The 25,438-nt window shown below is 35.9% G+C and carries 30 protein-coding genes and 1 tRNA gene; 16 read left to right on the top strand and 15 right to left on the bottom strand.

Annotated features, from left to right (window positions below; genetic code table 11):
- Window positions 1-25: 25 nt before the first annotated feature.
- The gene (gene rpsT / locus BS85_RS0105665) at window positions 26-301 is read right to left on the bottom strand and encodes a 30S ribosomal protein S20 (protein WP_026943948.1); all 276 of its coding nucleotides are present in this window, start codon (window positions 299-301) and stop codon (window positions 26-28) included.
- 83 nt (window positions 302-384) lie between these two features.
- On the opposite strand from rpsT, the gene glmM reads away from it, so the two are divergent.
- The 3 genes from glmM (at window position 385) to BS85_RS0105650 (ending at window position 2,300) form a co-directional block, all read left to right on the top strand.
- Window positions 385-1,722 (top strand): phosphoglucosamine mutase, encoded by a 1,338-nt coding sequence (glmM, locus tag BS85_RS0105660; protein ID WP_026943947.1) that lies wholly within the window; start codon window positions 385-387, stop codon window positions 1,720-1,722.
- Entirely contained in the window at window positions 1,716-2,198 is a 483-nt protein-coding gene (gene lspA, locus BS85_RS0105655; RefSeq protein ID WP_026943946.1) for a signal peptidase II, read from the top strand. Before glmM ends, lspA begins: the two co-directional genes overlap by 7 nt.
- Before the next feature lie 26 nt (window positions 2,199-2,224).
- Window positions 2,225-2,300 (top strand) — tRNA-Val (locus tag BS85_RS0105650).
- 3 nt (window positions 2,301-2,303) lie between these two features.
- Here BS85_RS0105650 and BS85_RS0105645 read toward each other — a convergent pair.
- Window positions 2,304-3,464: a phospholipase A gene (locus BS85_RS0105645; RefSeq protein ID WP_034551266.1), complete on the bottom strand. Its 1,161-nt coding sequence runs from the start codon at window positions 3,462-3,464 to the stop codon at window positions 2,304-2,306.
- Window positions 3,465-3,625: 161 nt separating this feature from the next.
- On the opposite strand from BS85_RS0105645, the gene kpsM reads away from it, so the two are divergent.
- The 5 genes from kpsM to kpsS are packed head-to-tail and all read left to right on the top strand — an operon-like array spanning window position 3,626 to window position 9,162.
- Complete coding sequence (gene kpsM / locus BS85_RS0105640) at window positions 3,626-4,390, top strand: capsule polysaccharide transporter KpsM (RefSeq protein ID WP_026943944.1); 765 nt, start codon at window positions 3,626-3,628, stop codon at window positions 4,388-4,390.
- Window positions 4,387-5,043 (top strand): ABC transporter ATP-binding protein, encoded by a 657-nt coding sequence (locus tag BS85_RS0105635; protein ID WP_026943943.1) that lies wholly within the window; start codon window positions 4,387-4,389, stop codon window positions 5,041-5,043. Before kpsM ends, BS85_RS0105635 begins: the two co-directional genes overlap by 4 nt.
- Before the next feature lie 2 nt (window positions 5,044-5,045).
- The gene (locus BS85_RS0105630; protein WP_026943942.1) at window positions 5,046-6,173 is read left to right on the top strand and encodes a KpsE/RkpR family capsule polysaccharide export protein; all 1,128 of its coding nucleotides are present in this window, start codon (window positions 5,046-5,048) and stop codon (window positions 6,171-6,173) included.
- Window positions 6,173-7,927, top strand: coding sequence for a polysaccharide biosynthesis/export family protein (locus tag BS85_RS0105625; protein ID WP_026943941.1), 1,755 nt, complete (start codon window positions 6,173-6,175; stop codon window positions 7,925-7,927). The genes BS85_RS0105630 and BS85_RS0105625 overlap by 1 nt, the downstream gene beginning before the upstream one ends.
- Before the next feature lie 23 nt (window positions 7,928-7,950).
- Window positions 7,951-9,162 carry a capsule polysaccharide modification protein KpsS gene (kpsS, locus tag BS85_RS0105620; RefSeq protein WP_026943940.1) on the top strand — a complete coding sequence of 404 codons (1,212 nt, stop codon included), beginning with the start codon at window positions 7,951-7,953 and terminating at the stop codon, window positions 9,160-9,162.
- Window positions 9,163-9,181: 19 nt separating this feature from the next.
- Here the strand turns inward: kpsS and BS85_RS0105615 are convergent, their stop codons facing one another.
- The 5 genes from BS85_RS0105615 to BS85_RS0105595 are packed head-to-tail and all read right to left on the bottom strand — an operon-like array spanning window position 9,182 to window position 14,363.
- Window positions 9,182-9,535 carry a hypothetical protein gene (locus BS85_RS0105615; RefSeq protein ID WP_026943939.1) on the bottom strand — a complete coding sequence of 118 codons (354 nt, stop codon included), beginning with the start codon at window positions 9,533-9,535 and terminating at the stop codon, window positions 9,182-9,184.
- Window positions 9,536-10,912, bottom strand: coding sequence for a cytochrome P450 (locus BS85_RS0105610; protein WP_026943938.1), 1,377 nt, complete (start codon window positions 10,910-10,912; stop codon window positions 9,536-9,538).
- Window positions 10,878-12,038, bottom strand: coding sequence for a hypothetical protein (locus BS85_RS10365; RefSeq protein ID WP_051604710.1), 1,161 nt, complete (start codon window positions 12,036-12,038; stop codon window positions 10,878-10,880). Before BS85_RS10365 ends, BS85_RS0105610 begins: the two co-directional genes overlap by 35 nt.
- Before the next feature lie 33 nt (window positions 12,039-12,071).
- Window positions 12,072-12,749 carry a response regulator gene (locus tag BS85_RS0105600; RefSeq protein WP_026943937.1) on the bottom strand — a complete coding sequence of 226 codons (678 nt, stop codon included), beginning with the start codon at window positions 12,747-12,749 and terminating at the stop codon, window positions 12,072-12,074.
- A gap of 15 nt (window positions 12,750-12,764) precedes the next feature.
- Window positions 12,765-14,363: a sensor histidine kinase gene (locus BS85_RS0105595; protein ID WP_026943936.1), complete on the bottom strand. Its 1,599-nt coding sequence runs from the start codon at window positions 14,361-14,363 to the stop codon at window positions 12,765-12,767.
- Between the two features lie 186 nt (window positions 14,364-14,549).
- Here BS85_RS0105595 and BS85_RS0105590 point away from each other — a divergent pair, with 186 nt between their 5' ends.
- From BS85_RS0105590 to BS85_RS0105580, 3 genes are read left to right on the top strand one after another with little or no spacing between them, the layout of a single operon-like run.
- The gene (locus BS85_RS0105590) at window positions 14,550-14,867 is read left to right on the top strand and encodes a c-type cytochrome (protein WP_026943935.1); all 318 of its coding nucleotides are present in this window, start codon (window positions 14,550-14,552) and stop codon (window positions 14,865-14,867) included.
- Between the two features lie 29 nt (window positions 14,868-14,896).
- On the top strand, window positions 14,897-15,973 hold the full coding sequence (locus BS85_RS0105585) for an alanine racemase (protein WP_026943934.1): 1,077 nt from the start codon (window positions 14,897-14,899) through the stop codon (window positions 15,971-15,973).
- Window positions 15,974-15,986: 13 nt separating this feature from the next.
- The gene (locus tag BS85_RS0105580; protein WP_245596300.1) at window positions 15,987-17,072 is read left to right on the top strand and encodes a radical SAM protein; all 1,086 of its coding nucleotides are present in this window, start codon (window positions 15,987-15,989) and stop codon (window positions 17,070-17,072) included.
- Between the two features lies 1 nt (window position 17,073).
- Here BS85_RS0105580 and BS85_RS11410 read toward each other — a convergent pair whose 3' ends face one another.
- The 3 genes from BS85_RS11410 to BS85_RS0105565 all read right to left on the bottom strand — a co-directional run bounded on the left by BS85_RS11410 (window position 17,074) and on the right by BS85_RS0105565 (window position 18,433).
- The gene (locus BS85_RS11410) at window positions 17,074-17,223 is read right to left on the bottom strand and encodes a hypothetical protein (RefSeq protein WP_156938067.1); all 150 of its coding nucleotides are present in this window, start codon (window positions 17,221-17,223) and stop codon (window positions 17,074-17,076) included.
- Between the two features lie 84 nt (window positions 17,224-17,307).
- Window positions 17,308-17,742, bottom strand: a complete 435-nt coding sequence (locus BS85_RS0105570; protein WP_245596299.1) for a thiamine-phosphate pyrophosphorylase — start codon at window positions 17,740-17,742, stop codon at window positions 17,308-17,310.
- Window positions 17,717-18,433: a Bax inhibitor-1/YccA family protein gene (locus BS85_RS0105565; protein WP_026943931.1), complete on the bottom strand. Its 717-nt coding sequence runs from the start codon at window positions 18,431-18,433 to the stop codon at window positions 17,717-17,719. Before BS85_RS0105565 ends, BS85_RS0105570 begins: the two co-directional genes overlap by 26 nt.
- Window positions 18,434-18,543: 110 nt before the next feature.
- Here BS85_RS0105565 and gap point away from each other — a divergent pair, with 110 nt between their 5' ends.
- The 3 genes from gap to hemH are packed head-to-tail and all read left to right on the top strand — an operon-like array spanning window position 18,544 to window position 21,913.
- Window positions 18,544-19,560 (top strand): type I glyceraldehyde-3-phosphate dehydrogenase, encoded by a 1,017-nt coding sequence (gap, locus tag BS85_RS0105560; RefSeq protein WP_026943930.1) that lies wholly within the window; start codon window positions 18,544-18,546, stop codon window positions 19,558-19,560.
- 2 nt (window positions 19,561-19,562) lie between these two features.
- On the top strand, window positions 19,563-20,909 hold the full coding sequence (locus tag BS85_RS0105555; protein ID WP_245596298.1) for a M99 family carboxypeptidase catalytic domain-containing protein: 1,347 nt from the start codon (window positions 19,563-19,565) through the stop codon (window positions 20,907-20,909).
- Entirely contained in the window at window positions 20,906-21,913 is a 1,008-nt protein-coding gene (hemH, locus tag BS85_RS0105550) for a ferrochelatase (RefSeq protein ID WP_026943928.1), read from the top strand. The genes BS85_RS0105555 and hemH overlap by 4 nt, the downstream gene beginning before the upstream one ends.
- A gap of 135 nt (window positions 21,914-22,048) precedes the next feature.
- Here hemH and BS85_RS12090 read toward each other — a convergent pair whose 3' ends face one another.
- The 5 genes from BS85_RS12090 to BS85_RS11400 form a co-directional block, all read right to left on the bottom strand.
- The gene (locus BS85_RS12090; protein ID WP_281173575.1) at window positions 22,049-22,180 is read right to left on the bottom strand and encodes a hypothetical protein; all 132 of its coding nucleotides are present in this window, start codon (window positions 22,178-22,180) and stop codon (window positions 22,049-22,051) included.
- Between the two features lie 387 nt (window positions 22,181-22,567).
- Window positions 22,568-23,077 carry a WYL domain-containing protein gene (locus BS85_RS0105540; RefSeq protein ID WP_026943927.1) on the bottom strand — a complete coding sequence of 170 codons (510 nt, stop codon included), beginning with the start codon at window positions 23,075-23,077 and terminating at the stop codon, window positions 22,568-22,570.
- 92 nt (window positions 23,078-23,169) lie between these two features.
- Complete coding sequence (locus tag BS85_RS0105535; protein ID WP_026943926.1) at window positions 23,170-23,523, bottom strand: HTH domain-containing protein; 354 nt, start codon at window positions 23,521-23,523, stop codon at window positions 23,170-23,172.
- Window positions 23,524-23,547: 24 nt separating this feature from the next.
- The gene (locus tag BS85_RS11405; protein ID WP_156938066.1) at window positions 23,548-23,757 is read right to left on the bottom strand and encodes a hypothetical protein; all 210 of its coding nucleotides are present in this window, start codon (window positions 23,755-23,757) and stop codon (window positions 23,548-23,550) included.
- Window positions 23,758-23,779: 22 nt separating this feature from the next.
- On the bottom strand, window positions 23,780-23,953 hold the full coding sequence (locus BS85_RS11400) for a hypothetical protein (protein ID WP_156938065.1): 174 nt from the start codon (window positions 23,951-23,953) through the stop codon (window positions 23,780-23,782).
- A gap of 123 nt (window positions 23,954-24,076) precedes the next feature.
- Here BS85_RS11400 and BS85_RS0105525 point away from each other — a divergent pair, with 123 nt between their 5' ends.
- Window positions 24,077-24,376 carry a YkgJ family cysteine cluster protein gene (locus BS85_RS0105525; RefSeq protein ID WP_245596297.1) on the top strand — a complete coding sequence of 100 codons (300 nt, stop codon included), beginning with the start codon at window positions 24,077-24,079 and terminating at the stop codon, window positions 24,374-24,376.
- 10 nt (window positions 24,377-24,386) lie between these two features.
- A complete protein-coding gene (locus tag BS85_RS0105520) occupies window positions 24,387-25,403 on the top strand; it encodes an ATP synthase subunit B family protein (RefSeq protein WP_026943924.1) in 1,017 nt (338 codons plus the stop codon).
- The last annotated feature ends 35 nt before the right edge of the window (window positions 25,404-25,438 follow it).

Genomic DNA, 25,438 nt, shown 5'->3' with positions numbered 1-25,438 from the left:
GTGAGATTCCAAACAAACGCTGATTTTAAGCGTTTGCTAGGGCAAGTTTTTTAACAGAAGCGTTGAGTCGGCTAACTTTTCTAGCAGCAGTATTTTTGGTTAGGATTCCTTTGCTCACATAGCTGTGGAAGCTTTGATTGATTTGCTTAAAAACTTCTTGAGCTTTGCTTAAATCTTTTGCTGCAATCGCCTCACTCAAGGCTCTTGTCATATTTTTGATTCTTGTTTTGTAGTAGCGATTTCGCTCTGTGCGTGTTTTTGTCTGACGAATGCGTTTTTGCGCTGATTTATGATTTGCCATAGGGTGTAAATCCTTTTTTTTATGAAATTTTTAAGCTATAATTTTAGCCAATTTTTTATTAAAAGCAAATAAAAGGCGTAGCAATGAAACTTTTTGGAACAGATGGCGTAAGGGGCGAAGCTGGTGTAAAGCTTGACGCATTCTGTGCGCTAAAACTCGGGATTGCAGCTGGGATTTATTACCGCGAACACTCCAAAACAAACAGAATCCTAGTAGGCAAAGACACAAGGCGCAGTGGATATATGCTAGAAAATGCTATTGTAAGTGGGCTTACAGCGGTAGGTTATGAGGTGATTCAAATTGGTCCAATGCCAACACCTGCGATTGCGTATTTAACAGAGGATATGCGCTGTGATGGCGGGATTATGGTCAGTGCTAGTCATAACCCTTTTATGGATAATGGAATCAAATTTTTTGGACGCAGTGGTTATAAGCTTGATGAAAAAGACGAGGAGAGAATTGAGGCAATTTACAACGATGTGCATCAGCTTGAGAACGCTCAAAAGCGAGGCAAGGAAATCGGCTCAAGCAAACGGATTGATGATGTTGTGGGACGTTATATCGTGCATATTAAAAATTCTTTTCCCAAAGATTTATCCCTGCACGGAATCCGTGTCGTGTTAGATTGCGCTAATGGAGCAGCCTATAAAGTTGCGCCGACAATTTTTAGTGAGTTGGGTGCGGAAGTTTTTGTGATTAACGATGAACCCAATGGGTTTAATATCAATGAAAATTGTGGAGCAACCCAACCGCTTATGTTGCAAGAGGAAGTGCGCAAGGTGCGTGCAGATATTGGGTTTGCGCTTGATGGCGATGCTGATAGGCTTGTGGTGGTTGATGAAAAAGGTGGAGTGGTAAATGGCGACAAACTAATTGGAATTTTAGCACTTGCTTCTAAAGAGAATAAAACATTAAAAAATAACGCTGTGGTAGCAACCATTATGAGCAATTATGCACTAGAGGAATTTTTAAAATCGCACGGAATCACACTTGTGCGCTCCAATGTGGGAGATAAATATGTTTTGGAATCAATGTTAGCACAAGGCTTAAACTTTGGAGGGGAGCAAAGCGGACACATTATTTTTAGTGATTTTGCCAAAACGGGCGATGGATTGGTGAGTGCTTTACAAACCATAGCCTATATTTTAAAATCCAAGAAATCTGCTTCTAAAGTCCTAGATTGTTTTAAACTTTATCCGCAAACTTTAAAGAATCTCAATGTCCATTCTAAGCCACCCTTAGAATCATTAAAAGATTATTCATCTTTGTTAAAAAATATAGAATCGCAAAAGATTAGGCACTTAATCCGATATAGTGGCACAGAGAACAAATTACGGATTCTTCTTGAGGGCAAAGACACCAAAACACTAGATAAAGCAATGCAAGAATGTGAAAGCTATTTTAAGGGTAAAATTTGCTAGTCTCGCGCGCAGCTTACTTGCTTTGGTTTGGAATCGCATTTGTGGCGGTATTTGCGCTAGATCAAGGTATTAAGTGGTATTTTGTCCTAAGTGGCTATGAAAGTGGAGATGTGATTTACTTTACCAATGTGATTTCACTACTGCTTGTATATAACAAGGGTGTGGCGTTTTCAATGTTTGCATTTTTGCAGGAATGGCTAAAGTATCTACAAATTCTGCTTTTGGTTGGAATCTTTGCGTATCTTTGGAGGCATAAGGAAATTTTAAAAGAATATTCCCTTGCGCTTGGAATGATTTTTGGTGCGGGGATTTCAAACATATTAGACCGCTTCATTCACGGCGGGGTTGTGGATTATATTTTTTGGCATTATGGGTTTGAATTTGCAATTTTTAATTTTGCTGATGTGATGATTAATTTAGGTGTTGTTTTAATATTTTGCCAAGCTTTTTTAAGAAAAGATAAAAGTGTGTCGTGATAGAATCGCACTTCATTTTACATTTTGGTCGCGTAGCTCAGTTGGTAGAGCACTACCTTGACATGGTAGTGGTCGCTGGTTCAAGTCCAGTCGTGGCCACCATTGCTAACGATTAAATAAAATCCCAACACCAAAACGATTGATAGAATTGTTATAATCCCGCAAACTTTCACCATATCCATTAAAAAACTGCAAATACAAATAGAGATTCTTGTAAATAGGATAGGAATAATCTAGTAAAATTGAACCCTTGTTGTCCTCTCTTAAATTATTGCGCAGGGTTGTAGTCAAGAGATGTTTATTCCATAAATAACCAAATGTTAATTCTCCATAACCTAAATACTTAGTAATATCTGGATTATCGTCTTTATCGGCACTTTCAGGGATTCTATACCAAGCTTTTAAAGCCATAGTAAAATTTTCATAACTATAAATCCCCTCCACAAAAAGTCTATCCCAACTGCGAGAATTGTTCAAATCTCCTCCATTGCTTTGATGCACATAACCAAAATCTACGCGGTCAAAAAATAAATCATATTTGTCTAATGGATAACTTAAATACAAGCTTGGTTCATAATTGCTTTCACGAAAGGGTCTAGAGTTTTGGTTATCATAAAGTTGCCAAAAACTCTGCTGTGTATAAGCAAAATATAAATCCAAATCTTTAGCAAATAAGTCATCTAGCAACATTTTTTTAATACTGATTTGAAACTTTGTTTCCACCTGTTTGCTTTGATTTGGTTCTTTGGAGCTGCTCACATTTGCAGGGATAATATAATTAAACTTATGCGGCTCAAATCCCAACAACCCTCCCATAAACTTATTTCTCTCGAATCTCCCCTCATAAAGCGTTTGTTCATCAGAATAAAGCATATAAGTATTGGAATCCGCATTGGATTTTTGACCTAAAGTTTCTTTTTTTAGAGAAGTAATTAATTGATTTTGAGGTTGCTGCAATGCTTGAGTGGGTAAATTTGTAGAATCCACCTTAGAATCCGCCACACTTTCTTCCTCTTGTGGCGTTATAAAAGTAACATAAACTTTCTTATTTTTTGGTAGATTGAGCGTGAGTTGATTGGATTCTTTTATATTCACTTCCATAATCTCTAAAGTTCGCATATTTTCATCTAAAATAAGCACTTTGAGGTTTTCGCCACTTTTTAGTTCCAAGTCTTTAAATAAAACATTTTTGGAATTATCTCCCCACAAATTCAAAACAAAAGTTGTTATCAAAATAATTATTTGTAGAATTTTATTAACATTCATAAAAACACACCAAATTTCAAGCTTTAAAGAGTAATTGATATTACTATAACAAATTTATTGTTTTTTGTCAATTTATACTTAAATAAAGCTATCTTATTTTATAATTCAAACATTTATTGATAATTTTTCTCAAATACTAAAACTAAAGGCTTATAAAATAAATGACACATATCGTGCAGGCATTATTTTTTAGAGAATTAAAGACGCGTTTTGGAAAAAATAAGCGACTAGGTTATTTTTGGGTTATTGGAGAGCCTATGACGCATATCATCTTTTTTCTCATTATTTTTACGATGATTCGTGCAAGATCAATCCCCCAAGTTCCTGTGGAGATGTTTTTAGTTACAGGTTTTGTGCCATTTTTTATGTTTAGAAATATTGTTACGCAGATTATGGCTGGAGTGCAAGCAAATCTCGGCTTAATAGCCTATAAGCCCGTTAAGCCGATTCATATTTTTTTAGCCCGAGCCCTCCTTGAAATCTGTATCTATTTTACTATTTTTGTTATTTTTATGTTTGGATTTGGTTGGTTTTTGGAATTACCAATCCTGCCAATGAATTTCTTAGAAGTGCTTGTTGCTTTTTTGGGTTTAGCATTTTTGGGATTTGCTTTAGGTATTTGTCTAGCGTTTTTAGATAGTGAGGTAGAATATGCTAAAATATTTATTACTTATGGAATCAATATTTTATACTTTGCTTCTGCGGTTTTGTATCCTCTTTGGATTCTACCTACCCATATTGTAGATTTTTTAATTTATAATCCCGTATTGCAATTTCTTGAAATGTTGAGACAAAACTACTTTGTTGGCTATCCTTTGACAGATGGGATTGATTTTGTCTATCCTTTTTCTTTTGCTATTATTCTGCTATTTATCGGGCTTTGGTATTATTATTACCGATACAAATATTTAGGGCAAATCCGATGATAAAACTCGACCGCGTAACTAAATCTTATCCCCTAAACAAAGGAAGGCATTATGTGTTTAGGGATTTAACTTTTGAATTTCCCGATGGTTGCAGTATTGGACTTATGGGACGCAATGGTGCAGGAAAATCCACCCTAATGAGAATTTTAGGCGGAATGGATATGCCCGATAAAGGCAAAGTCATCACGGACAAAAAAATATCTTTCCCTATTGGGCTTGGAGCTTTTTTTCAAGGAACATTAAGCGCAAGAGATAATATTAAATTTCTTGCACGTGTTTATGGCTATAAAGGCGATGCCTTGAAAGAGAAAATTGCTTTTGTAGAGGAATTTGCTGAAATTGGAAAATTCTTTGATGAACCTGTTGGCATTCTATCCTCTGGAATGCGCTCTCGCGTATCTTTTGGAATGAGTATGGCTTTTGATTTTGATTATTATCTAATTGATGAGGCAGGTGCAGTAGGAGACCCATCTTTTAAGAAAAAGAGTGAGGAACTCTATCAACAAAAACTAAGCACCTCTAAAGTCATCTTGGTATCCCATAGTATTTCGGAAATCAAAAAATGGTGCCACAAAATTATTCATATTCAAGATGGCGTAGCAAAAGTTTATGACGATATTGATGAGGGCATTAAAGCATATCAAGGAAAATAAATATGACTTTTTTAAAATCTCTTTTACAACAACCTAACATTCAAAAGCTTCTACCATTCCTTAAAAGCTTTAAAGTTGTCTATTTACTAATGGTTTTTGTGATTCTTTATTATTTATTGATTGCAGCAGACCGCTATGTAAGCTCTATTTCTGTAAGTGTGCGCTCCATCAATAACGATATTGCCCCTGTTAGTGGCTTAGCGTCTTTAGTTGGAATCAACACGGGAGCAAGGGAAGATGTATTGTTTCTTAAACAATATATTCACTCTCTTGATATGCTCAACAAATTAAACAAAGAGATACAAATCAAATCTCTTTATGAATCACAAAAAAAAGATCTTTTCTTTCTGTTGCCAAGTAGCGCAAGTCAAGAAAGCTTCTTAAAATTCTATCAAAATCGCGTTAAAATAGTATTTGATGATGCTTCAGGCTTACTTCAAATCAATGTAGAAGGATTCTCTCCTCAAGATGCCAAAACGATTGCACAAGCTATTTTGAAAGAATCAGAACTCTTTGTAAATGAAATTTCACGAAGTGCAGCAAGAGAACAAATGATGTTTGCAGAACAAGAACTCTTAAAAGCAAAAACGCGTTTGCAAAATGCTAAAAACGAGCTTTTAACTTTCCAAAGTCGTTATGGTGTATTTGATCCGCTTAAACAAGCAGAAGCAAAAGCAAATCTAACCACCAGCATTGAAAGTAAAATTGCAGAAAAAGAAACCCAGCTTACCACAATGCAAACTTACCTCAATGAGAATGCGCCACAGATTGTTATGCTTAAATCAGAGATTAACGCATTAAAGAAGCAACTAGCAAAAGAAACTTCTAAAATTATTTCATCTAATAATTCCAAACGTCTCAATAATTTAGCGGCAAAATTCCAAGATTTAACCATTGAGGCACAATTTGCGCAAGATGCCTATACGGTAGCATTAGCCTCTGTTGAAACCACTAGAATAGAGTCTAGTCGCAAAATCAAGCAATTAGTGATTATCCAAGGAGCAAGTGAGCCACAATCTCCAGAATATCCTAAAAAACTATATAACATTATTACCATTTTTGCTATTTTGTCTATGGTATATGGTATTATCAAACTTATTGTATCAATTATAGAGGAGCACAGATACTAATGAAAAGAATTGTCCAAATCATCATAATTAGCCTTTTTTTAAGCCATTTTGCTCAAGCCGTTGATGTTTCGTCTATTTCTCCGATTCAATCAAATCCAACACAAACAAATCAGGATAATACAAACAATACTATCTATATGCAAAATGCACAAAATATGCAATCTACACAAATGACTCAAAATCAAAACCAAACTAGTGTCAATAATGCTTCAACCGATACACAAAATTTTATTTTGCCCCAATTGCCTTCAGTCTTTGGTGCGCATTTGTTTAATGGTAATTTCACACAAGCTTCCCAATCTCTCTATAATCCAGATTATAGAATTGCTGTGGGCGATAAAATCAACTTCAGAATGTGGGGAGCAGTAGAGTTTCAACAAGAACTTATGGTGGATTCACAAGGAAATGTATTTGTGCCAAATGTTGGCGCAGTCAATCTACTAGGCGTCAAAAATGGAGACTTGGTTAAAGTTTTTAAGGCAAACATTGCCAAAATCTACAAACAAAATGTTTTTGTTTATGCCGATATGAATGTTTATCAAAATGTCTCAATCTTTGTTACAGGCAATGTCAATCAGCCCGGTCTCTATCAAGGCTTAAGCTCTGATTCTGTTGTCCAATATTTAGACAAAGCGGGCGGAATCAACCTAGAGTATGGAAGTTTCAGGGATATTGAAATTCTACGCGACAATAGAGTTGCTCTCAAGGTTGATTTATATGACTTTCTTTTTAATGGTAAATTAAAGTTATTCCCCTTTAGGACAGGAGATGTCATCTTGGTTAAAAATGTAGAAAGCTATGCGTTTGCGCAAGGTGATGTGCAAAAACCTTTCAGGTTTGAATTAAAAGACAACATAAAAACCTTACAAGATCTAGCAGATGCTGCTGGAGCAAAGCCTATTGTAACAAATGCAGTCGTCCGCTCTTATTTACCTAATCATACCATAGATGTTGCTTCTTATAACAAAAAAGATTTTCAATCCGTTCTCTTAAGGGTTGGAGACGAAGTAGAGTTTCGCCCAGATTACAATGCTGAAAATATCCATATTACAATAGAAGGAGAGCATAGCGGATTGCATTCTATGGTAGTCAAAAAGGGAACAAGTCTAGCAGAAGTTGTTTTAAAACTTAAGCCTAATCCACAATCCAATATTGATGCCATTCAACTTTTCCGCGTAAGTGTTGCACAAACACAGAAAAAACTTATTGAAGCGCAGCTAAAAGAGCTTGAAACACTTGCTTTAACTTCCTCATCTGTTACCGCACAGGAGGCAAGTATGCGTGCAAGCCACTCCAAAATGGTATTGGAATTTATTGAACGCGCTAAAAATGTTCAACCCAAAGGTCAAGTTGTTTTAGAAAACAAACAAGCTTTTGCTAAAACAATCCTTGAAGAGGGCGATATTATTAATATTCCTGCAAAAACCAATTTGGTTCTTGTGCAAGGAGAGGTTGCAATTCCCGGAGCATTCACTTATGAACCAAACAAGAGCTTACAAGACTATATTAAGTTAGCGGGTGATTTCACAGAAAGAGCCAACAAAAAACGAATCTTAGTTATTCGTTCCAATGGTAAAGCGGAACGTTACAATGGAGGTTGGCTTTCTGTTTCTAGTGCTAAAACAATGCAACCCGGAGATTCCCTACTTGTCTTGCCTGAAATAGAAACAGGACGCGGATTGCAAATCACGAGTGTTCTAACGCAAATCCTTTATCAAGTTGCGATTGCTACGAAAGTTATTTTAGACCTTTAAGACAACACAATAAGAATTGTCCGATGCAATTAGATGATGCCATTTTACAATTTAAAGATTCCAATATTCTCCTCCTGCAAGGACCTGTAGGTCCTTTTTTTTACCATTTAGCACAAAAGCTTAAAAAGAATAATAATCAAATTTTTAAACTTAATTTCAATGGGGGTGATTTATTATTTTTCCCTTTTGGAGCACAAAGTTATCGTGGCAATCTAACGGATTTTAAAAGATTTATTAAAAACTTTTATCTTACAAATAAGATTCAAAAGGTTCTAATGTTTAACGATTGTCGCCCACTGCACAAAGTTGCCATTGAAGTCGCAAAATCCCTCAAGATTCCGTGCTTCATCTTTGAAGAAGGTTATATTCGCCCAAATTTTATCACTTTAGAATACGAGGGAGTTAATGCAAATTCTACACTCCCAAAAGATCCACAATTTTTTCTTAACTATCATTCCTTACCACAATCCAAAGAGTATGCCATCAAACATTCCTTTAGGAATATGGCGTGGTTTTCCTTTCTCTATTGGTTTGCGGCTTTTTGGTGCGGATTTTACTTTAACAACAAATTGCATCACCGCAGCTTAAGCGGTATGGAGATGTTTCCTTGGTTTCTCTCGCTTTTCAGAAAACAAGTTTATAAATTTAGTGAAAAAGAAGACATTGAATTTATTTTAGATTCCAAAAGACAATACTTTGCCCTAATCCTGCAAGTGCATAATGACACGCAAATCAAAAATCATTTTGATGGCAGAAGGATTGAAAACTTTATTAAAAACTCTATTCGTTCTTTTGCTCAATACGCTAAACCTCAACATTTTCTAGTTATCAAACACCACCCAATGGACAGAGGATATAAAAACTATAAAATCTTTATCAAGCGTCAAGCTAGAAAATTCAATGTTAGCCAAAGGATTATTTATTTACACGATATTCACTTGCCGCAGTTTTTGCATAATGCACTAGGCTGCATAGTCATCAATAGCACAACGGGGCTTTCAAGCATCTTGCATAAATGTCCTACAAAAGTTTGTGGAAGCGCATTTTATGATATAGAGGGGCTTACCTTTCAGGGAAATTTAAATCAATTTTGGAGCAATGCAAAAAAGTTTAAAATCAATCAACAACTTTTTACGCATTTCAGAAACTACCTTATAGACCACAATCAAATCAATGGCAGCTTTTATGGCTCTCTTTCTTCTAAAATCCCCCCCCCCCGCACTCAAAATAAATAATCCCAAAAACAAACTTTCATCATAGTTGCTTTCCAATCGTTTGATCGTTTAAACGTTTTCTAAGCACTAAATCAATGATAGGTTGCTCTCTTGAGTTTGCGCGTTTGCAATGATCTTTTTGAAAAAAATCTGTAATTTTTATCACTATTTTTGCCCATTTTTTATCTCGCTCACGCCAAGCGTGCGAAGAAACAGATTCCCACGCATAACCATTAAACAAAGTGGCATTCACAAAATGATCTAATGCACGCACTCCTTGTCGCACACGCGAAACCTTACCAAATGTTCCAACAATGACAATCAAAAGATAGCCAATAATCATCAACGGAACCAATGCGCATAACAATAAAGTCCCTGCCAATTTCTCTTTCATTTAAGCTTTTCTCTTTGTAAATTGAATTTGCATTCCATTAGCAGAACGAATCGTTAAACGCCCTACAACATCTGGAACAAAATCTTCTTTTAATTTTAATTGATAAGCCCTTAAAATATTGCTCAAAATCAAAATAGCTTCTTGCATTGCAAATCCTTGCCCAATACAAATGCGTTCTCCCATTCCAAAAGGCAAATAAGTATCCTTTTGGATTGTATTTTTATCCTCAAAACGACTAGGGTCAAATTCGTGTGGGTTTTTCCAATAGCTCTCATTTCTTTGAATCAACCAAGGGGCAACCACCACACCAGAACCTTCCTTGACTAACTTATTTTGAATCTTTGCTTCTTTTTTAGCAGTTCTTGCAAAGAATCCAACAGGAGGATAAAGTCGTAGGGATTCTTTAAAAACATTAGAAACATATTTTAATTTGCGAATGTGCTGTAAAGTTAGGACTTCATTTCCTGCAACTTCAATAATTTCTTGATAAGCTTTCTCTTGCTCCTGTGGTGAAATGCTTAAAATATATAAAGTCCAAGTTAAAGCACTAGCACTCGTCTCGTGTCCTGCCAAAAACAACATTGCAACTTGATCTAAAATTTCTTCAAAACTAAATCGTTTGCCACTTTGGTCATCAACAACTTCTAACAATGAGGCTAAAATATCTTCGTATTCTTTGCTTTCTCCTGCACTCACTGCATCATAACGTGGCTTGATAATATCTGCCAATACTTTACGAATCTTATCTCCTGCCTTTTTTCGCTTATGTTCGCCTAAAACATAAGAAATCCATTGTGGGATACAAAACATTTTACGAATCGCTGTATGTACAGTCTGCTCTTGAAAAACCACAAAAGCGTCCAAAACTTCTTTTCCTTGTGATTCATCTAGCTTTTGGGATAAAATCGTGCGGAAGATTACATCTGCAGTTACAAAAGTCATTATCTCATCTACTTCTATCATAGCTCCATTGGGATAATGAGCAAGTTTTTTCATCATATCCTCTACGGCTTCGCTCATTAAACCAAAGACTTTTGTAATACGCGCTTGTTCAAAACTTGGTCTTAAAAGCTCTCTTTGTCTTTGCCACACTGCACCATTGGTAGTAAAAATACTCTCTCCAAGCAAAGGTTTTAAAAGCTGATGTAGCCAATTACTCTTAGGAAAATTATTCACTTCATCTACCATTACACGGCGAATATCCTTAGGGTGATTTGCTATATAAAGATCAAAGCCGGGCATTTTCACTTGTCCAGATTTCATCTTATAGCTTTTTTCATACAATCCATCAAGCCAAGAACGTCTCTTAAGCAAGAATGTTGTAAGCAAACTTGCTTTATTTTTATGCGGTTTTGGAAAAAACGGACATTGTCCCATTGTCTGCTCCTATTTTAGATTCTAAAGTATTTTTACCACCGATAAAATTAAAAAAATCATATTGTCCTAAAATTTCATTAGCATATAAATACAAAAAATGTGCCAAATACCAATTATAACGTATTTTTTTATAAGTTTGCGGGGTAAAGAGCTGATGAAATCTAGGAGATAAAAACTTTGGCTTGAATCTTGCCTCTATTCCAGAGGAGCGAAAAAAATCAAGCAAGGGAAAACAAGCACCATCAATTTTAGAGGTAAAATCAAACCATACAAGAGGCTCATTTCCAAGAGTTTTCAAGTCTGCTTTAAACTCTTCACAACTCTTTTGAAAACTTACAAGCGGAATACACTGCCCCAAAGTTAGAATCTTAAAACAACTTAAATCCAACTTTTGCTCATTGGCAATTCTGACAACTTTAGCAGCAACACTCACAGCCAAAATAGTCCCAACACTATGCGCACACAAAATCAATTCGTAATTTTTGGTTTTTTGATTTTCTTGTAATGCCTTTAAAACTGCTTGACTAAACTCACTGATAATTGCTCGGGATTCTACAATTTTTCCCGTTGCATATTTAGCGCAAAACGCATAAATATTAGAGAGCCAAAAGACTGCAAATTTTTGCCCGACATACAAAATAATCTTCGTAACCCCCCATAAACACAACACAATACACAAAATCGCAACAACAAGATTCCAAGATTCTATGGTTTTAAACAAGTAAAAGATTCCAATCAAACTAATTGCATAACTCAAACAAAAATATAAAATTGGATACAAACCTGCAATTAATTGAGTTTTGGATTCTTTAGCAAAAATCCTAAAAATACCAGAAAAAATATACTTCTGCAAAAAATAGGTAAAATCCAATAAAAAGTCCAATAAATTTTTTGCCCAATATTTTTTTACAATATTATCCCATTGCAAAAAATGATAATACACTTGAGATTGTTCTCCTGAAATCACGCAATAAGGAATCGTATCTTTTTGGCTGCAAGGAGAAATGTCCAAATTTAAACCATTCAAAGAATTTTGCTTGTAAAGATTTCTTTTCAAAAGCACATAATAATAACGATAGCTACGAGGGTCATAACCTGCTAGATAAAATACATCTTTTTTTTCCATTGCTCTACTTTCGTTTAACCAAAATTTTATTTATCAAGATTCCTCTTTGTATTGTGAAATATCGGGTTGAAACTTATAAATTTTATTTTTTAAACGCACAAGCAAACCTGTATCTATGAGCTGATGAAATGTCTTAACCACTGTGGGCTTACTGACGCCAACTTCTTGCACAATGTCTTCATACGAACCATAAAAAATATTTTCATTATCGCTATGCTCTATAAGATACTTAATAATCTCAATCTTTTTGCCACCTACAAAAACAGAAATTGCATTCAAAAGAATATTTTTAGCACGCAATTCACTTGCTTGATATTTAGGTAAAGTAGCACGTAGAATCGTTTTTAACAATTCCTCTACATCAATAGGTTTTAAAATGTATCCATCAACTTTTAATTCAATACAATCCAACAAATAACGCGTTTCTGTATGCGCAGTTACCACAATAACCGATAAATCCAAAAGCGGAATCTTACGCATTTCTCTAATGAGTTCTATGCCATTGAGTTTAGGCATTAAAATATCTGTAATCATTAAATCAATCGTTTCGTTTTTCAAAATCTCTAACGCTTCTTTACCATTCCTAGCAATCACAAGTTTATCCACATAATCCTCAAGCACCATAGAGGCAAACTTTAATATATCCTCCTCATCTTCAACATAAAGAATCTTGAGATTTTTTAAGATTTTCTCATCGTTTTTGGACAACATCTTTCCTCCTTTGCTCTAGCTTTTAAGCGGAATCGTGATAATAAATTGCGCACCACAAGTTCCATCTTTAATGGGGCAATCTTGTATGCAAACTTTCTCTTTACATAGATTCAACCCATCATCATAACGCACATTGCGCACTTCAATGCTTCCTTGCATTTGCTTTTCTATAATTTGTTTGGACATATACAATCCAATTCCTGTGCCAACGGATTTATGCTTGGTTGTAAAATAAGGCTCAAAAATCTTTTGTATATCTTTGAGTTTAATGCCTCCGGCATTATCTGTAAATAAAATCTTAACACAATCTTTAGATGATATCTCCTTAAAACACCCACCATTTTCTACGCTTACCACAATATGAATCTTAGCGGGTGTAATGCATCGCTCTTTCAAAACATCTTCAGAATTTTTAATAAGATTCAAAATTACTTGAGAAAATGCACTTTTATAGCCATAAAGCTCAATATCGCTAGGGCAATCCACCTTAATACTAATCTCATTTTGTTTTAAAAAAGCATCAACAAGAGAAATGGAATCTTGAATATTCTCCTTTAAATTAAAGACTTCTCTATCGCTAGAGGAGTGAAAAAAATTACGGAAATCCTCAATTGTTTGAGACATTGCCTTAGCAATTTTCAAACCATCATTAACCTGCAAATCAATAAATTCTTGCGTTAATTTTCCATTTTGCGATTTAACCTTGAAAGTTTGAATCAACAGCATTAACGCATTTAAAGGTTGCCTCCACTGGTGTGCAATATTGCCAATCATTTCACCCATACTTGCTAATCGCGCTTGTTGATACATAATTTGATCTTTTGTGCGATTTTCTAATACCTCTTGTTCAATTTTCTCTTGCAAGGAATTATTCAAAATCTGCAACTCTTTTGTTTTTTCTTGCACTTTTTTTTCTGACATTGCGTGCAAATTTTTAATATTGCGCAGAATCAAAAAACTAAGCAGAATCGTTGTAAGCATAATCAAACACATCATTACCAAAACCACTTTATGCACCACGCTATGCAACGCATTATTCCGAGTTTTTTTCACCTCTACAAAATGCAAACTTGCTTCTGTCATTCGCGAAATTTCTTGCTCAAGAGAATTTAAACTTTTTTTAAAATTCTCCTCTTGGTTAGACATAGTTTGTGCAATGTTGCTTCCTAACAAATCAAGGTATTTGTTGATTGCATTATTTAAACGATTAAGACTTTCTTCAAAATAAGTTTTTTCATACAAAGTTAAATTTTCTTTTCCAAAAAGATAATAAATTTTTAGCAAAAAATAAGTGAAATGGCTTTCATTTAAAAGATTGCTTTGCAGATTTTTATAATTTGTCCATTGTTGCATAATTGTTTCTCGCTCTTCTAAAATTTCCTCTTTTTTATGGTTCAGAACCAAATCTTGCGCATTATTCACACTTTTATGCAACTCCTCTAAACCGATTAACGACTGGCTATATTCTGTAAAGAGAATATCATAATCGTATTTGATACTAAAGTAATACACATAAGAAACAACCGCTAAAGAAAGCAATCCTGAAGCAATATTAAACACCAACACACGCGCTTTTGCTTCTAATGTAGTTCCAAGAAATCTAAATATTTTCAAATATTTAATCCCCTAATCAAGAATCGTCTTATAATATTAGTGACATTGTAACACTAAATTCTTGGGATTCTGCATAAAAATGCCATTCAAAAAATATTAACTTCATATTTTGTAATAAATTTTAGAATTATTTTATACAGATAAAGATAAGATTGCAAATGTATTTAAACGGAAAGGAGTTTAACTATGAAAAAGATTTTATTAGGAATCGTGTTGGCAAGTGGCTGTTTAATGGCTAGTGATGGTGCTGCTATTTTCAAAAAATGTATCGCATGCCACGGGGCAAATGCTGAAAAAGTCGCTCCGGGAAGCAAAGGCGGTGTAACAATTGCTGGAATGGACAAAGCTAGACTTGTAGAGCAACTTAAAGGTTACGCAGCAGGAACAGCAGACAATGGTGGCGCAAAAGCAATTATGTATGCAAATATGAAAAACTTTAAACTAACTGATGCAGACATTGATGCAGTAGCAGACTACATCTCTAAGCTTCCTGCAGTTAAATAATTCTTTTTCCCCTTTTGGGGGAATATTTTATGCCTTATTTACAAATAGATTCTCAAAAATTCTTACACAATCATCAGACGATTCTAAATACAATTACTCCTAAAAATCCCGAAAAAATTTCTATTGTTTTAAAAGATAATGCCTATGGACACGGATTAAGGCAAATTGCCACACTTGCGAAAAAAGCAAAGATTCAAAATGCTTTTGTAAAAAATGCTTATGAAGCCCTAGAAGTTGCGCCCTTTTTCAACTACATTACTATTCTATACCCTTATTCATTGCCTATGGATTCCGCTTTTAAAGAAGCATTAAAAATGCCTGAAGTGTATTTTTGCGCTCCTAGTTTAGAATCCTTGCACAATTATCCCAAAGATACCAAGATTGAATTGAAAGTCAATAGCGGAATGCATCGCAATGGAATCGCAAAAGAGGATTTAGGCAAGGCTTTTGAAATCATCTCCAAAAAGCACCTGAATCTCAAAGGTATTTTTACACATATCGGTTTTGGAGATGATTTTGGCAGTGAATTTTACACGCAAAATAAAGAATTTTTGGAAATCAAGCAAGAGTCTTTAAGGCTCTGTGCGCATTACAAACTAGCAAAGCCAAGATTCCATTCTCTTAGCTCCTCTGGTGCTTTTCGCGCTAAAGACTTTCATCATCGTTTGCCACAAGATTTGCAAGATGATTTGTTTCGCATTGGAATCGCATTTTATGGCTATTTATGCCAAGATTCTGCCTTTGCTATGCCAAATCTGCAACCCATTGCCACGCTTTTTGCCAAAAAAATTTCTACTCTCAACCTTAAAAGTGGTGCAAGAATAGGATACAGCGGCGCAAGTGCGTTAAATCAAGAAAGTGCGGTTTCCACTTATGATATTGGCTATGGCGATGGTTTGTTTCGTTTGCGTGAAGGAATGGAAATTTTAAGCACAGAGGGATTTAGAATCTTGCCACGCGCTTCAATGGATTGCATTAGCATAGAATCCACACAAGAAGAAGTTTGTATTTTTAATGACGCTCGTGTATTTGCTCGGGCGTTCAACACGATTCCTTATGAGATTCTATCGCACTTACACGCCTATATTCCAAAAGTTGTAATCTAGTAAAGGAGTTCTAATGAAACAAAAGCAAAAAATGGGGGGGGGGGGGCAAAATAAACTAAAGACTTTTATCCACGATAAAAAACTTTGGATTCTCTCTCTTTTTAAAAATGCCAAACAACACCAAAAGATAAAGTTTAAACTTCAAGAAACAGAGCAAAAACTTCAAAACCTTGAAAATGCCATTCTGTCATTAGAGCAACAAAACAAACATCTTATTCAAGATTCTAAAATGCAAATCCAAACATTAGAATCACAAAATAAACATCTTATTGCACAAAACAATATAACGAACAATAAATTAAGAAAACTCACCCCACAAGCCTATTTGAAGCTTGTAGAGATTCATTTAGCAGAGCATTGTAATTTAAATTGTTTTTCCTGCAACCATTTCTCCCAACTCGCCCCTAAAGGCTTTCCAAATTTAGAACGATTCACAAAAGACATTCAACAACTAAGCCTCATCACAAATGGACTAATTGAGAGATTATATTTTACAGGAGGAGAACCGCTTTTAAATCCTCATTGCAAAGACTTCTTTGCTGTTACTAGAAAGTATTTTCCAAACTCTGCTATTTGGTTAATCACCAATGGAATCTTACTTGAAACCCAGCCAAAAGACTTTTGGGATTCCTTGAAAGAAAACAAGATTGAACTACACCCCACGAAATACCCCATTAAAGTAGATTGGGAGTTTGTGGAATCGCAATGCAAAACTTACGGGATTCCATTACATTTTTTCAATAATGCACAAGTAGAAAAAACTTCATATAAGACAATTTTAGAGCCAAAAGGGAATTTAGATTGCTTCCATAGCTTCACAGGTTGCCATCAAGCAAATCAATGCACTCATTTTAAAGAGGGCAAAATCTACCCCTGCAATATTGCACCAAATATCCATTATTTCAACTCCACTTTTAATCAAAATCTGCCCCTATCCCCGCTAGATTCCATTGATATTTACAAGGTAAAAGATTATAGTGAGATTTTGCAATTCTTATCCAAACCCATTCCCTTTTGTAGGTTTTGCAATCTTGCAAAATGGCAAAGTATCGGGGAATGGAAAACTTCCAAAAAAGAAATTGGGGAATATCTGGAGTGAGCTATTCTTGCAAGATTCCTTTGTTTGATTTGCTTTTTGCAAGATTATAGATTGCCACGATTCTACTAACACAGAATCTCGCAACGACAGAGGAACTAACGCACCATTGCAAGATTCCGCAAGGAATCGTGGAGTGCATTTGCGTGAGCATTTGCACCCGCCTTAGCGCAAATCTACAACTTTGCTTTGTCTTAAAATTTTTACTCTTACGAGGGGAGTAAGCAAAAGATAAGAATTATTTTAAAATATCTAAAAGCACTTGTTTTTCCAAACCATAAAGCGCATAGCGAATCTCTTTAAACTTCTCGCTTTCTTGAATGCAATCTAGTTTCAAAAGCTCTTCTAAAACGCGTGCAGATTCTTGAGCGCGTTTAAAGTTTGCAATGAGAATTTGCCCTAAATCCTCTCTTTTTTGCTCCTCTGCGGTAGAAGTTTTTAAAACATCTTTCACAGAATCGCGTGTATGAATCAAAGAAAGATAACCTTCTAATTTGCATTGATGACGCAGGTTTTTTAAAGAAAAGGCGAAGTTTTTGCTATCAAATCCGTAACGAAGAATATCCTCTACTACGCGGATTCCCTCACGCAAACGATTCAAATTTGCGTCTATAACACGCAGAGTTTGCGCATTATAGGGATTTTGATTATTCTCTTGAATTAAAGATTCCAAGAATTTGCAATAAAGAGATAAAGAGGTTTAAGAAGTCAAGATATAGACTAACAGCCGCCATTACCGGGCTATCGTATAAACCACGTACAATATTTTGTGTATCATAAGCAATAAAAATGCTAAACAAAATCGCACCTGCCCCAGCTAAAACAACTTGTAGAATCGGGCTTCCTAAGAATAGGTTAATTAAAGAACCTACTACAACAACAATTAGTGCGATAAAAAGCATTTTGCCCATACTTGCTAAGTCTTTTGTTGTGCGCAATGCAAAAACACTCATCACTCCAAAAATTGCCGTTGTAAGCAAAAATGCTTGTGCGACAATCGCCGCTCCACCGGGCATTCCTAAGATTCTGCTTAAAATTGGTGTCAAGGTTAAACCTGTTGTAAAAGTAAAGGCAAACAACAAGACTAGATTCAATCCGGGCTTGGATTTTGCAAACATTAATCCAAACAATAACGCAAATTCTAAAATCACAAAACCAATATAATATTGCGAAACAATATTTCCAAATGCAGAGATTCCGATATATGCACCTGCAGTAGCCGCAAGAAGCGAACCTGCAAAGAGTTGATAAGTTTGTTTTACAAAACTAATCAGCGCAACATCACTTTGGGCAAGGCTTTCATTGCCTACATTTGCTTGATAATTATCATAATGATTTAAGGGTTTTCTATCATACAAAGACATTGCAATCCTTTTTAAAAAATTTAAGTTCGCAATTATATCCCAATTAGCTAAGAATCGCATTAAATATGCTACAATTTCTAAGCTTATTTAAAATCTATGGAAATCTAAAAATGAAAAAAACTAAAGTCTTTATAAATGGTTTTGGCAGGATTGGACGCTCTATTACACGCACTGCGCTCTGTGAAATGCAAGATAAAATTGAAATTGTTGGGATTAATGACCTTGCAAATCCCGAAATGTTAAGCTATCTTTTAACGCACGATTCCGTGCATCAATGCAATCCTATTACGCGGAATTTTGCTCATCATTTGGATAACAAAAATTTTATTTTTAACGGCTGTGAGATTCCATTTTCACAAGCAAAAACACCAGAGGAAATTGATATTTGCGGTGCGGATATTGTGATTGAAGCAAGTGGCTTGTTTCTAACCCAAAGTGAGGTGGAATCCCATTTGCAAAAAGGCGCAAAACGCGTGATTCTCTCCGCTCCCGCAAAAGACGATACCAAAACTTTTGTATTAGGCGTGAATCATACAGAATACAAGGGAGAGAAAATCATCTCTAACGCAAGTTGCACTACAAACGCCCTCGCTCCCGTTGTAATGTTGCTTGATGAGGCGTTTGGTGTAGAGAATGGAATCCTAACAACAATCCATAGCTATACCAATGACCAAAACCTCATTGACGCGGCACATCACAAGGGAGATTTTCGCCGCTCCCGTGCTGCTGCTGTAAATATCATTCCTACCACAACAGGGGCTGCAAAGGCTCTACATTTGGTGCTACCCAAAATGAAAAATAGATTGCACGGGCATAGTGTGCGTGTGCCTGTTCCTAATGTGTCAATGGTAGATTTAAATGTGAATCTCAAAAACAAAGTAACACAAGAAGCAATCAATGCAATATTTTGTGAGGCAGCTAATGGGAAGCTAAAAGGAATCTTGGGGGTTGATAGAGAATATGGCGTCTCTCAAGATTTTGTAAATTGTCCCTTAAGTGGTGTTGTTGCATTGGATTTAACCTTTGTTGTTGGTGAAAATATGGCAAAAGTGATGACTTGGTATGATAATGAATGGGGCTATTCTCACAGAATCTTAGAAATGGCTTGTTATATCTTAAAGGATTAGATTTGAAAAATATAAAAACTTTGATACACATTTTTCTTGGAGTATGCTTGTTAAGCAATCTCGCAGTGGCAAAAAAAACAGACGCAAAAGAACTACCGACAAAAAACACTCCCTTTAGCGTTTATGAGTTAAAAGGTAAGCAAGATGGACCCACTTTATTGGTGATTGGTGGAATCCACGGCGATGAACCGGGCGGGTATTTTGCTCCTGCGCTACTTATGGATTTTTATCAAATCCAAAAGGGTAAAGTCATCGTTGTGCCAAACCTCAATCCCGATAGCATTATGGCGTTTCGGCGCGGAATCTACAAGGATATGAATCGTAAATTTGCAGTGATTAAACGCAATGACCCAGATTTTAACAATGTAGAATCCATTAAAAAACTCATTACGGATAAAGAAACAGATTTTATTATCAATCTCCACGATGGACACGGGTTCTATCGCGAAAAGTGGGAAAACTCTATTTTTAATCCTAGAGCGTGGGGGCAAACCTATGTGATTGACCAAAAAACGCTTGACGATGTGCCTTTTGGGGATTTGGATTCCATTGTAAGACAAATAGAATCTAAGCTGAATCAAAGTCTGCATTATGACTTCCATACCTTTGGTGTGCGCAACACAGAGACAAGAATCAAAGATGAGGAACAGCAAAACTCCCTTACATATTTTGCCATCACCCACTTAAAACCCGCTATCGCCATTGAAACGAGCAAAAATATCACAGAATTACCGCTTAAAACACTCTATCAGCTAAGCTCCATTGAAGCATTAATGGAGATTTTAGGCATTACATTTGAGCGTAAATTTGACTTGAATTTAGAGAATATTACGCAAAAAGTCAATGATTTTGGTAGCTTGAAAATCAATAACAATATTCATCTTGACTTAAGTGGAATCCGCAATGTGATAAACTTCACACCGCTTTTAGCACAAAACAACCATTTTGATTTTACACACCCTTTAGGACGCGCCAAGAAAGTAAAGGGGGGCTATGAAGTCTATATCGGACATCAAAAAATTAGCTTTTTAAAGCAAGATATTTTTTCTATGCAGTGTAATTTAAAAACCTTAGAAATAGAACTAGATGGCAAAGTAACACAGGCGAATTTTGGTGAGACTTTGGATTTTAGTAAAGATTTTCTAGTGCGCAAACTTGAGGGGGCGCGGATTAATGTCATCGGCTATTCTAAAAAGGGTGTTGTGAGCGAAGATAATCTCTTAATCCATAAAAATGAAATGGATACAAGATATTCCTTAGATAAAGCAAAAAGTATCTTTCGCGTGGAAGCCTATCAGGGCAAGAATTTTTGCGGTATGATTAATTTACGCGCCAAAGAATCAAAATGAATGATTTAAATTCTAAAAAAGTTACAAAGGTTGCGGAATCTCCTTGTCAAAAAACTGCGGTTGTCCTGCTGAATATGGGAGGACCAAACTCCCTTTTTGAAGTGAAAACTTTTTTAAAAAATATGTTTAACGACCCTTATATTTTGCCCATTAAAAGCGATTTTTTACGCGCAATGGTGGGGAGTTTTATCATCAATAAACGTTTGGAGGAAGCGCAAAGCAATTACCAAAAAATCGGTGGTAAATCCCCGCTTGTTGGGCATACTTTTGCGCTATGCCAAGCCCTTAGCGCAATGGAATCGCAAATATTTTTTACCTATGCAATGCGCTACACACCGCCTTTTGCAGATGGAGTTGTGCAGGATTTAAAGGGGCGCGGAATCCAAGAAATTGTGCTTTTTAGTATGTATCCGCATTTTAGCTACACAACTACGAAATCCTCTGTGCAAGATTTTTTACGCGCACTCAAAACACAGAATTTTTCCCCAAAGATTAAGATTGTAGAGCGTTATTATAAGGAGGAATCCTATAATCGTGTAATTTTGGATAGAATCTTAGAAGCCCTCAATGGCGAGAACGCACAAGAATTTCATCTCATTTTTTCTGCGCATTCTCTGCCGCAAAAAAACATAGAAAGGGGCGACCCTTACCAAAAGGAGATTTTAGAAAATGTTGAGATTCTAAAGTCTATGCTCAAGGCGCAAGGTGTGGAGTTTGCAAGCATAAAAGTTGCTTACCAATCCAAAATTGGACCCATAAAATGGCTAGAGCCAAACTTGCAAGATGTATTGCCAAAATACAAGGACAAAAAACTGCTCATTTACCCCATTGCCTTTACGATAGATAATTCTGAAACAGATTTTGAGCTTTCTTATCAATACAGATTGGAGGCGCAAAAACATAATGTCCAAGACTACCGCGTTGCAAAATGCCCTAATGACACACGAGATTTTGCAACTTGCATTTTAAAGCTGATTCAAAATGCAAAACCACTTGAAAAATGAGAATAAGCTTTGCAATCTCAAATAAATAGGATTAATTCCTCGCTAAATTTTGCATAAATGCGGAATCTTCATCTATTTATTTTGTTTAGCATAAGAAAACTTAGTTTTCTCGGCAACTTGCTTTCTATGCCTACATTAACATTCTACGATTTCGTCCTTGCGGTATTCTGCATTGTTGAAAATAGGGATTCCACTCTGTCCTTGCGAGGAATGAACAAAGTGGGAGACGAAGCAATCTATAATGTTGCACAAAGAAACATTTATCATTTCGTCCTTGCGAGATTCTGTGTTTGTGAAATTGTGGTGTGCATTTGCGTTGGCAAATTTACCCGCTTTAGCGCAAATCTATAATCAAGCAAACAGAGCGTTTTATTTTTCGTCATTGCAAAGCCTCGTTAGAGGCTGTGGCAATCTATAATACTGCACTTCTTTAAAGATTCCATTGCAAAAATTACTTTATGCAAGATTATGGATTGCTTCACTTTGTTCGCAATGACTAAATAGTAAGATTTAAGTGTGCAAGATTATGGATTGCTTCGGCTAACGCCTCGCAATGACTAGATGGTTAGCTTCATATCATTGCAAAGCCCTTTAGGGTTGTGGCAATCCATATAATCTTGCATACCCACGATTCCATTACAGAATCCCTATCCCCTACCCCATTGAATCTTGCAAATTTAGATAAGACTTTAGCTCATATTCAAGCTGCTCTTGCAAAGATTCTGGAGACAAAATCCTAATATAAGGCAAAAAGCACTTGACAAGGTTTAAGACTTCACCCACATAGCCAAAGTAGCATTCTACGATAAAATCTGTTGGCGATTCCTCTATGATTTTATATTTTATTAAGAAATTCTTGCGAAAAATATATTCTCTTGCCGCGTTAGAAATACACAGACGCACTAAAATTGGGTTTTGCGAAATCCAAGCGGTAAGGCTTTGATTGATTTCATCAATGATTTTTTTGCTCGGCTTAAAACCTTGCAAAACTTTCAAACAACTAATTTTGGATAATGTAAAGTATTTTAAAATCTCCTTTTCCTCCGCAAGTAGATACCAAACGCCATTATGATGCGTAAGCGCATAGGGATTTGCTTCTCTATCTTTTCCTTTATAAGTAAATCTCACTTTTTGGTAATCGCAACTTGCTTGTTTTAATTGCAAAAAGATATGTGCAATATTTGCGGAGGATTCTATATGGTGGTTTTTAATAAGAATCTTTGGGGTTAATGACTTTGTTGGTTGATTGTTTTCATCTAAAATGGGGGGGGGGGGGCAAAAGGTGATGAGGAAGCTTTAGAGTTTAGAATCTCATTGAGCATTGACTCATCAAGCTTTGGATACAACTCTCCAATACCACTAAAAAGCGCGAAATCCCTAATATCCCGCAATCCATACAATCCAAAGGAATCTTTACCCAAACAATAACTTCCCTCTTTATCCCTAACGATTTCTAAAAAATCAAACCGCTCATTTAAATCCCGCTGAATTGTGCGCTTACTAACCCCAAACTCACGCGACAAATCCTCTATGGTAAAACTCTCTCCACCAATGAGCTTCTTTAGGATTAAAGCCAAACGCTTTGCAAGCGTATCGTGCTCCATTCTCATTTTGTCTCCTTTTAAAAAGATTCATTATAGCATAGAAAATGTCGCGCTCTTGTCGCTAGAGTTGTTTTGATTCGCAAAAGAATGATTTGTCTTTGCAAGATTCGCAAAAGAATGATTTGCCATTGCGTCCTTGCGAGACTTTGCAGAAGTCGTGGCGGTTTGTTTTTCATTGTGAGAAACGAACGCAGTGAGCAACGAAGCAATCCATAATATTACTGCTTTAAAGCTTCCCACTGCGTCATTGCGAGATTCTACGTTAGCGGAATCGTGGCAATCTATAATAATGCACTCCTTTATATTCTAAGGATTCCATTGTAAAATTTTCTGTATGCAAAATTATAGATTGCTTCGTCCGCTTCGCTCCCTCGCAATGACAAAAGTGGGAGACGCAATGACATAATGATTTGCTTCTTGTCCTTACGAGTTCCAAAGAATCGTAACCTTTGATAAAAAATTCCTAATAAATATAAACTATTGCATTCTATACGACAAATCCTGTCCAAGCGGTTTTGTATAATTTTGAAATTTTAATTGATAGGAGAAAAAATGAAAAATGGACATTGACCAAAGTAAAGAGAATGAAACGATGAATTTTCCTTGCACACATTGTGGAATCTGTTGCAAAAATATCTCCAATATTGCGGAATTAAAAGAGTTTGATAAAGGCAATGGAATCTGTAAATATCTTAATCTACAAAGTAATGCGTGTGAGATTTACGACACGCGTCCGGAGATTTGCAGAGTAGATGTGAGTTTTGAGAAAGTGTATCGGAAGTTTTTTAGCAAAAGTGAGTTTTATGCTCTCAACATTTCTGCTTGTGAAGCGTTACAAGCAATCAACAAATTCAATTAAAGGAGACAAAATGCCATTACCATTAATACCTATTGCAGTAGCAGGAGGGACTTTATTAAGCGTTATATTTGCAGGAACAAAGGGAAAAGAGGCTTACGACAATTACAAAAAAGCTGGAGAGTTAGTCAATCAAGCGACAGAAAACTATAATAAAGCCGAAAGCGCACTCAAAAAGGCGCAAGAAAATGTTGCAGATGAGTTTGATGAACTAGGATTTCTACAAAAATCCATCATTGAAAATAGCCTTGAGCGATATAAGAATCTTATAGATCAACTAGATATTAAAGATTCTAAGGAACTTCAAGAAATCATCGGAAAAGAAACCATTGAAAATATCACCCAAATAGAGCAAGTCATCACAGCCTTAAAATCTGCATTAAGCGGAATCGTAGCGGGTGGAGTCGCTGGAGGTATGGCGGGGTTTGGTGCAGTAGGTGGAGTGGGACTGCTTGCAACTGCTGGGACAGGCACAGCGATTAGCTCACTCTCTGGTGTCGCGGCAACAAATGCAACTCTAGCGTGGCTAGGTGGAGGGACACTCGCAAGTGGTGGGCTAGGTATCGCTGGGGGAATGTGGGTGCTAGGCGGAATCGTAGCCGCACCTCTTGTAGCTGTTACCAGCATTGTAGTTGCAATGTTTTCAGAGGGCAAATTAAATGACGCACAAGCCTATTATGAATCTTTTAATGCACTAAGAGAGGTGGTAAAGAGTGAGCAATCATATTGGAAAGAGATGATAAACAAAATCAAAGAAAAAGCAAAAATACTCCAAGAGAGTGATGTTTTCTTGAAATCTCAAATAGACAAGGTTTTTACCACCTTTGTGCAAAAAGGGCATAGTGTAAGCAAATGGGAAGCAGAAGAGCAAGAGAGATTAAAATCAATGATGCAACTTGCCCAAACGATTGTATATATCATTAACGCCCCGCTTATGAACGATGAAGACCCGCTAACAAAAGAAATAATGGCACATCAGAAAAAAAGCGAGGAACTCATCAAAGAAATCAATGCAAAATGGGGGAAATAAAGTTATTTCTAAGCCTCTAAGGCTTAGGGATTCTA

The sequence above is a fragment of the Helicobacter rodentium ATCC 700285 genome (assembly GCF_000687535.1).
GTDB classification, from domain to species: domain Bacteria; phylum Campylobacterota; class Campylobacteria; order Campylobacterales; family Helicobacteraceae; genus Helicobacter_D; species Helicobacter_D rodentium.
The sequence above is the reverse complement of the archived record's forward strand: the minus strand, read 5'-3'. Positions and strand labels throughout refer to the sequence as shown.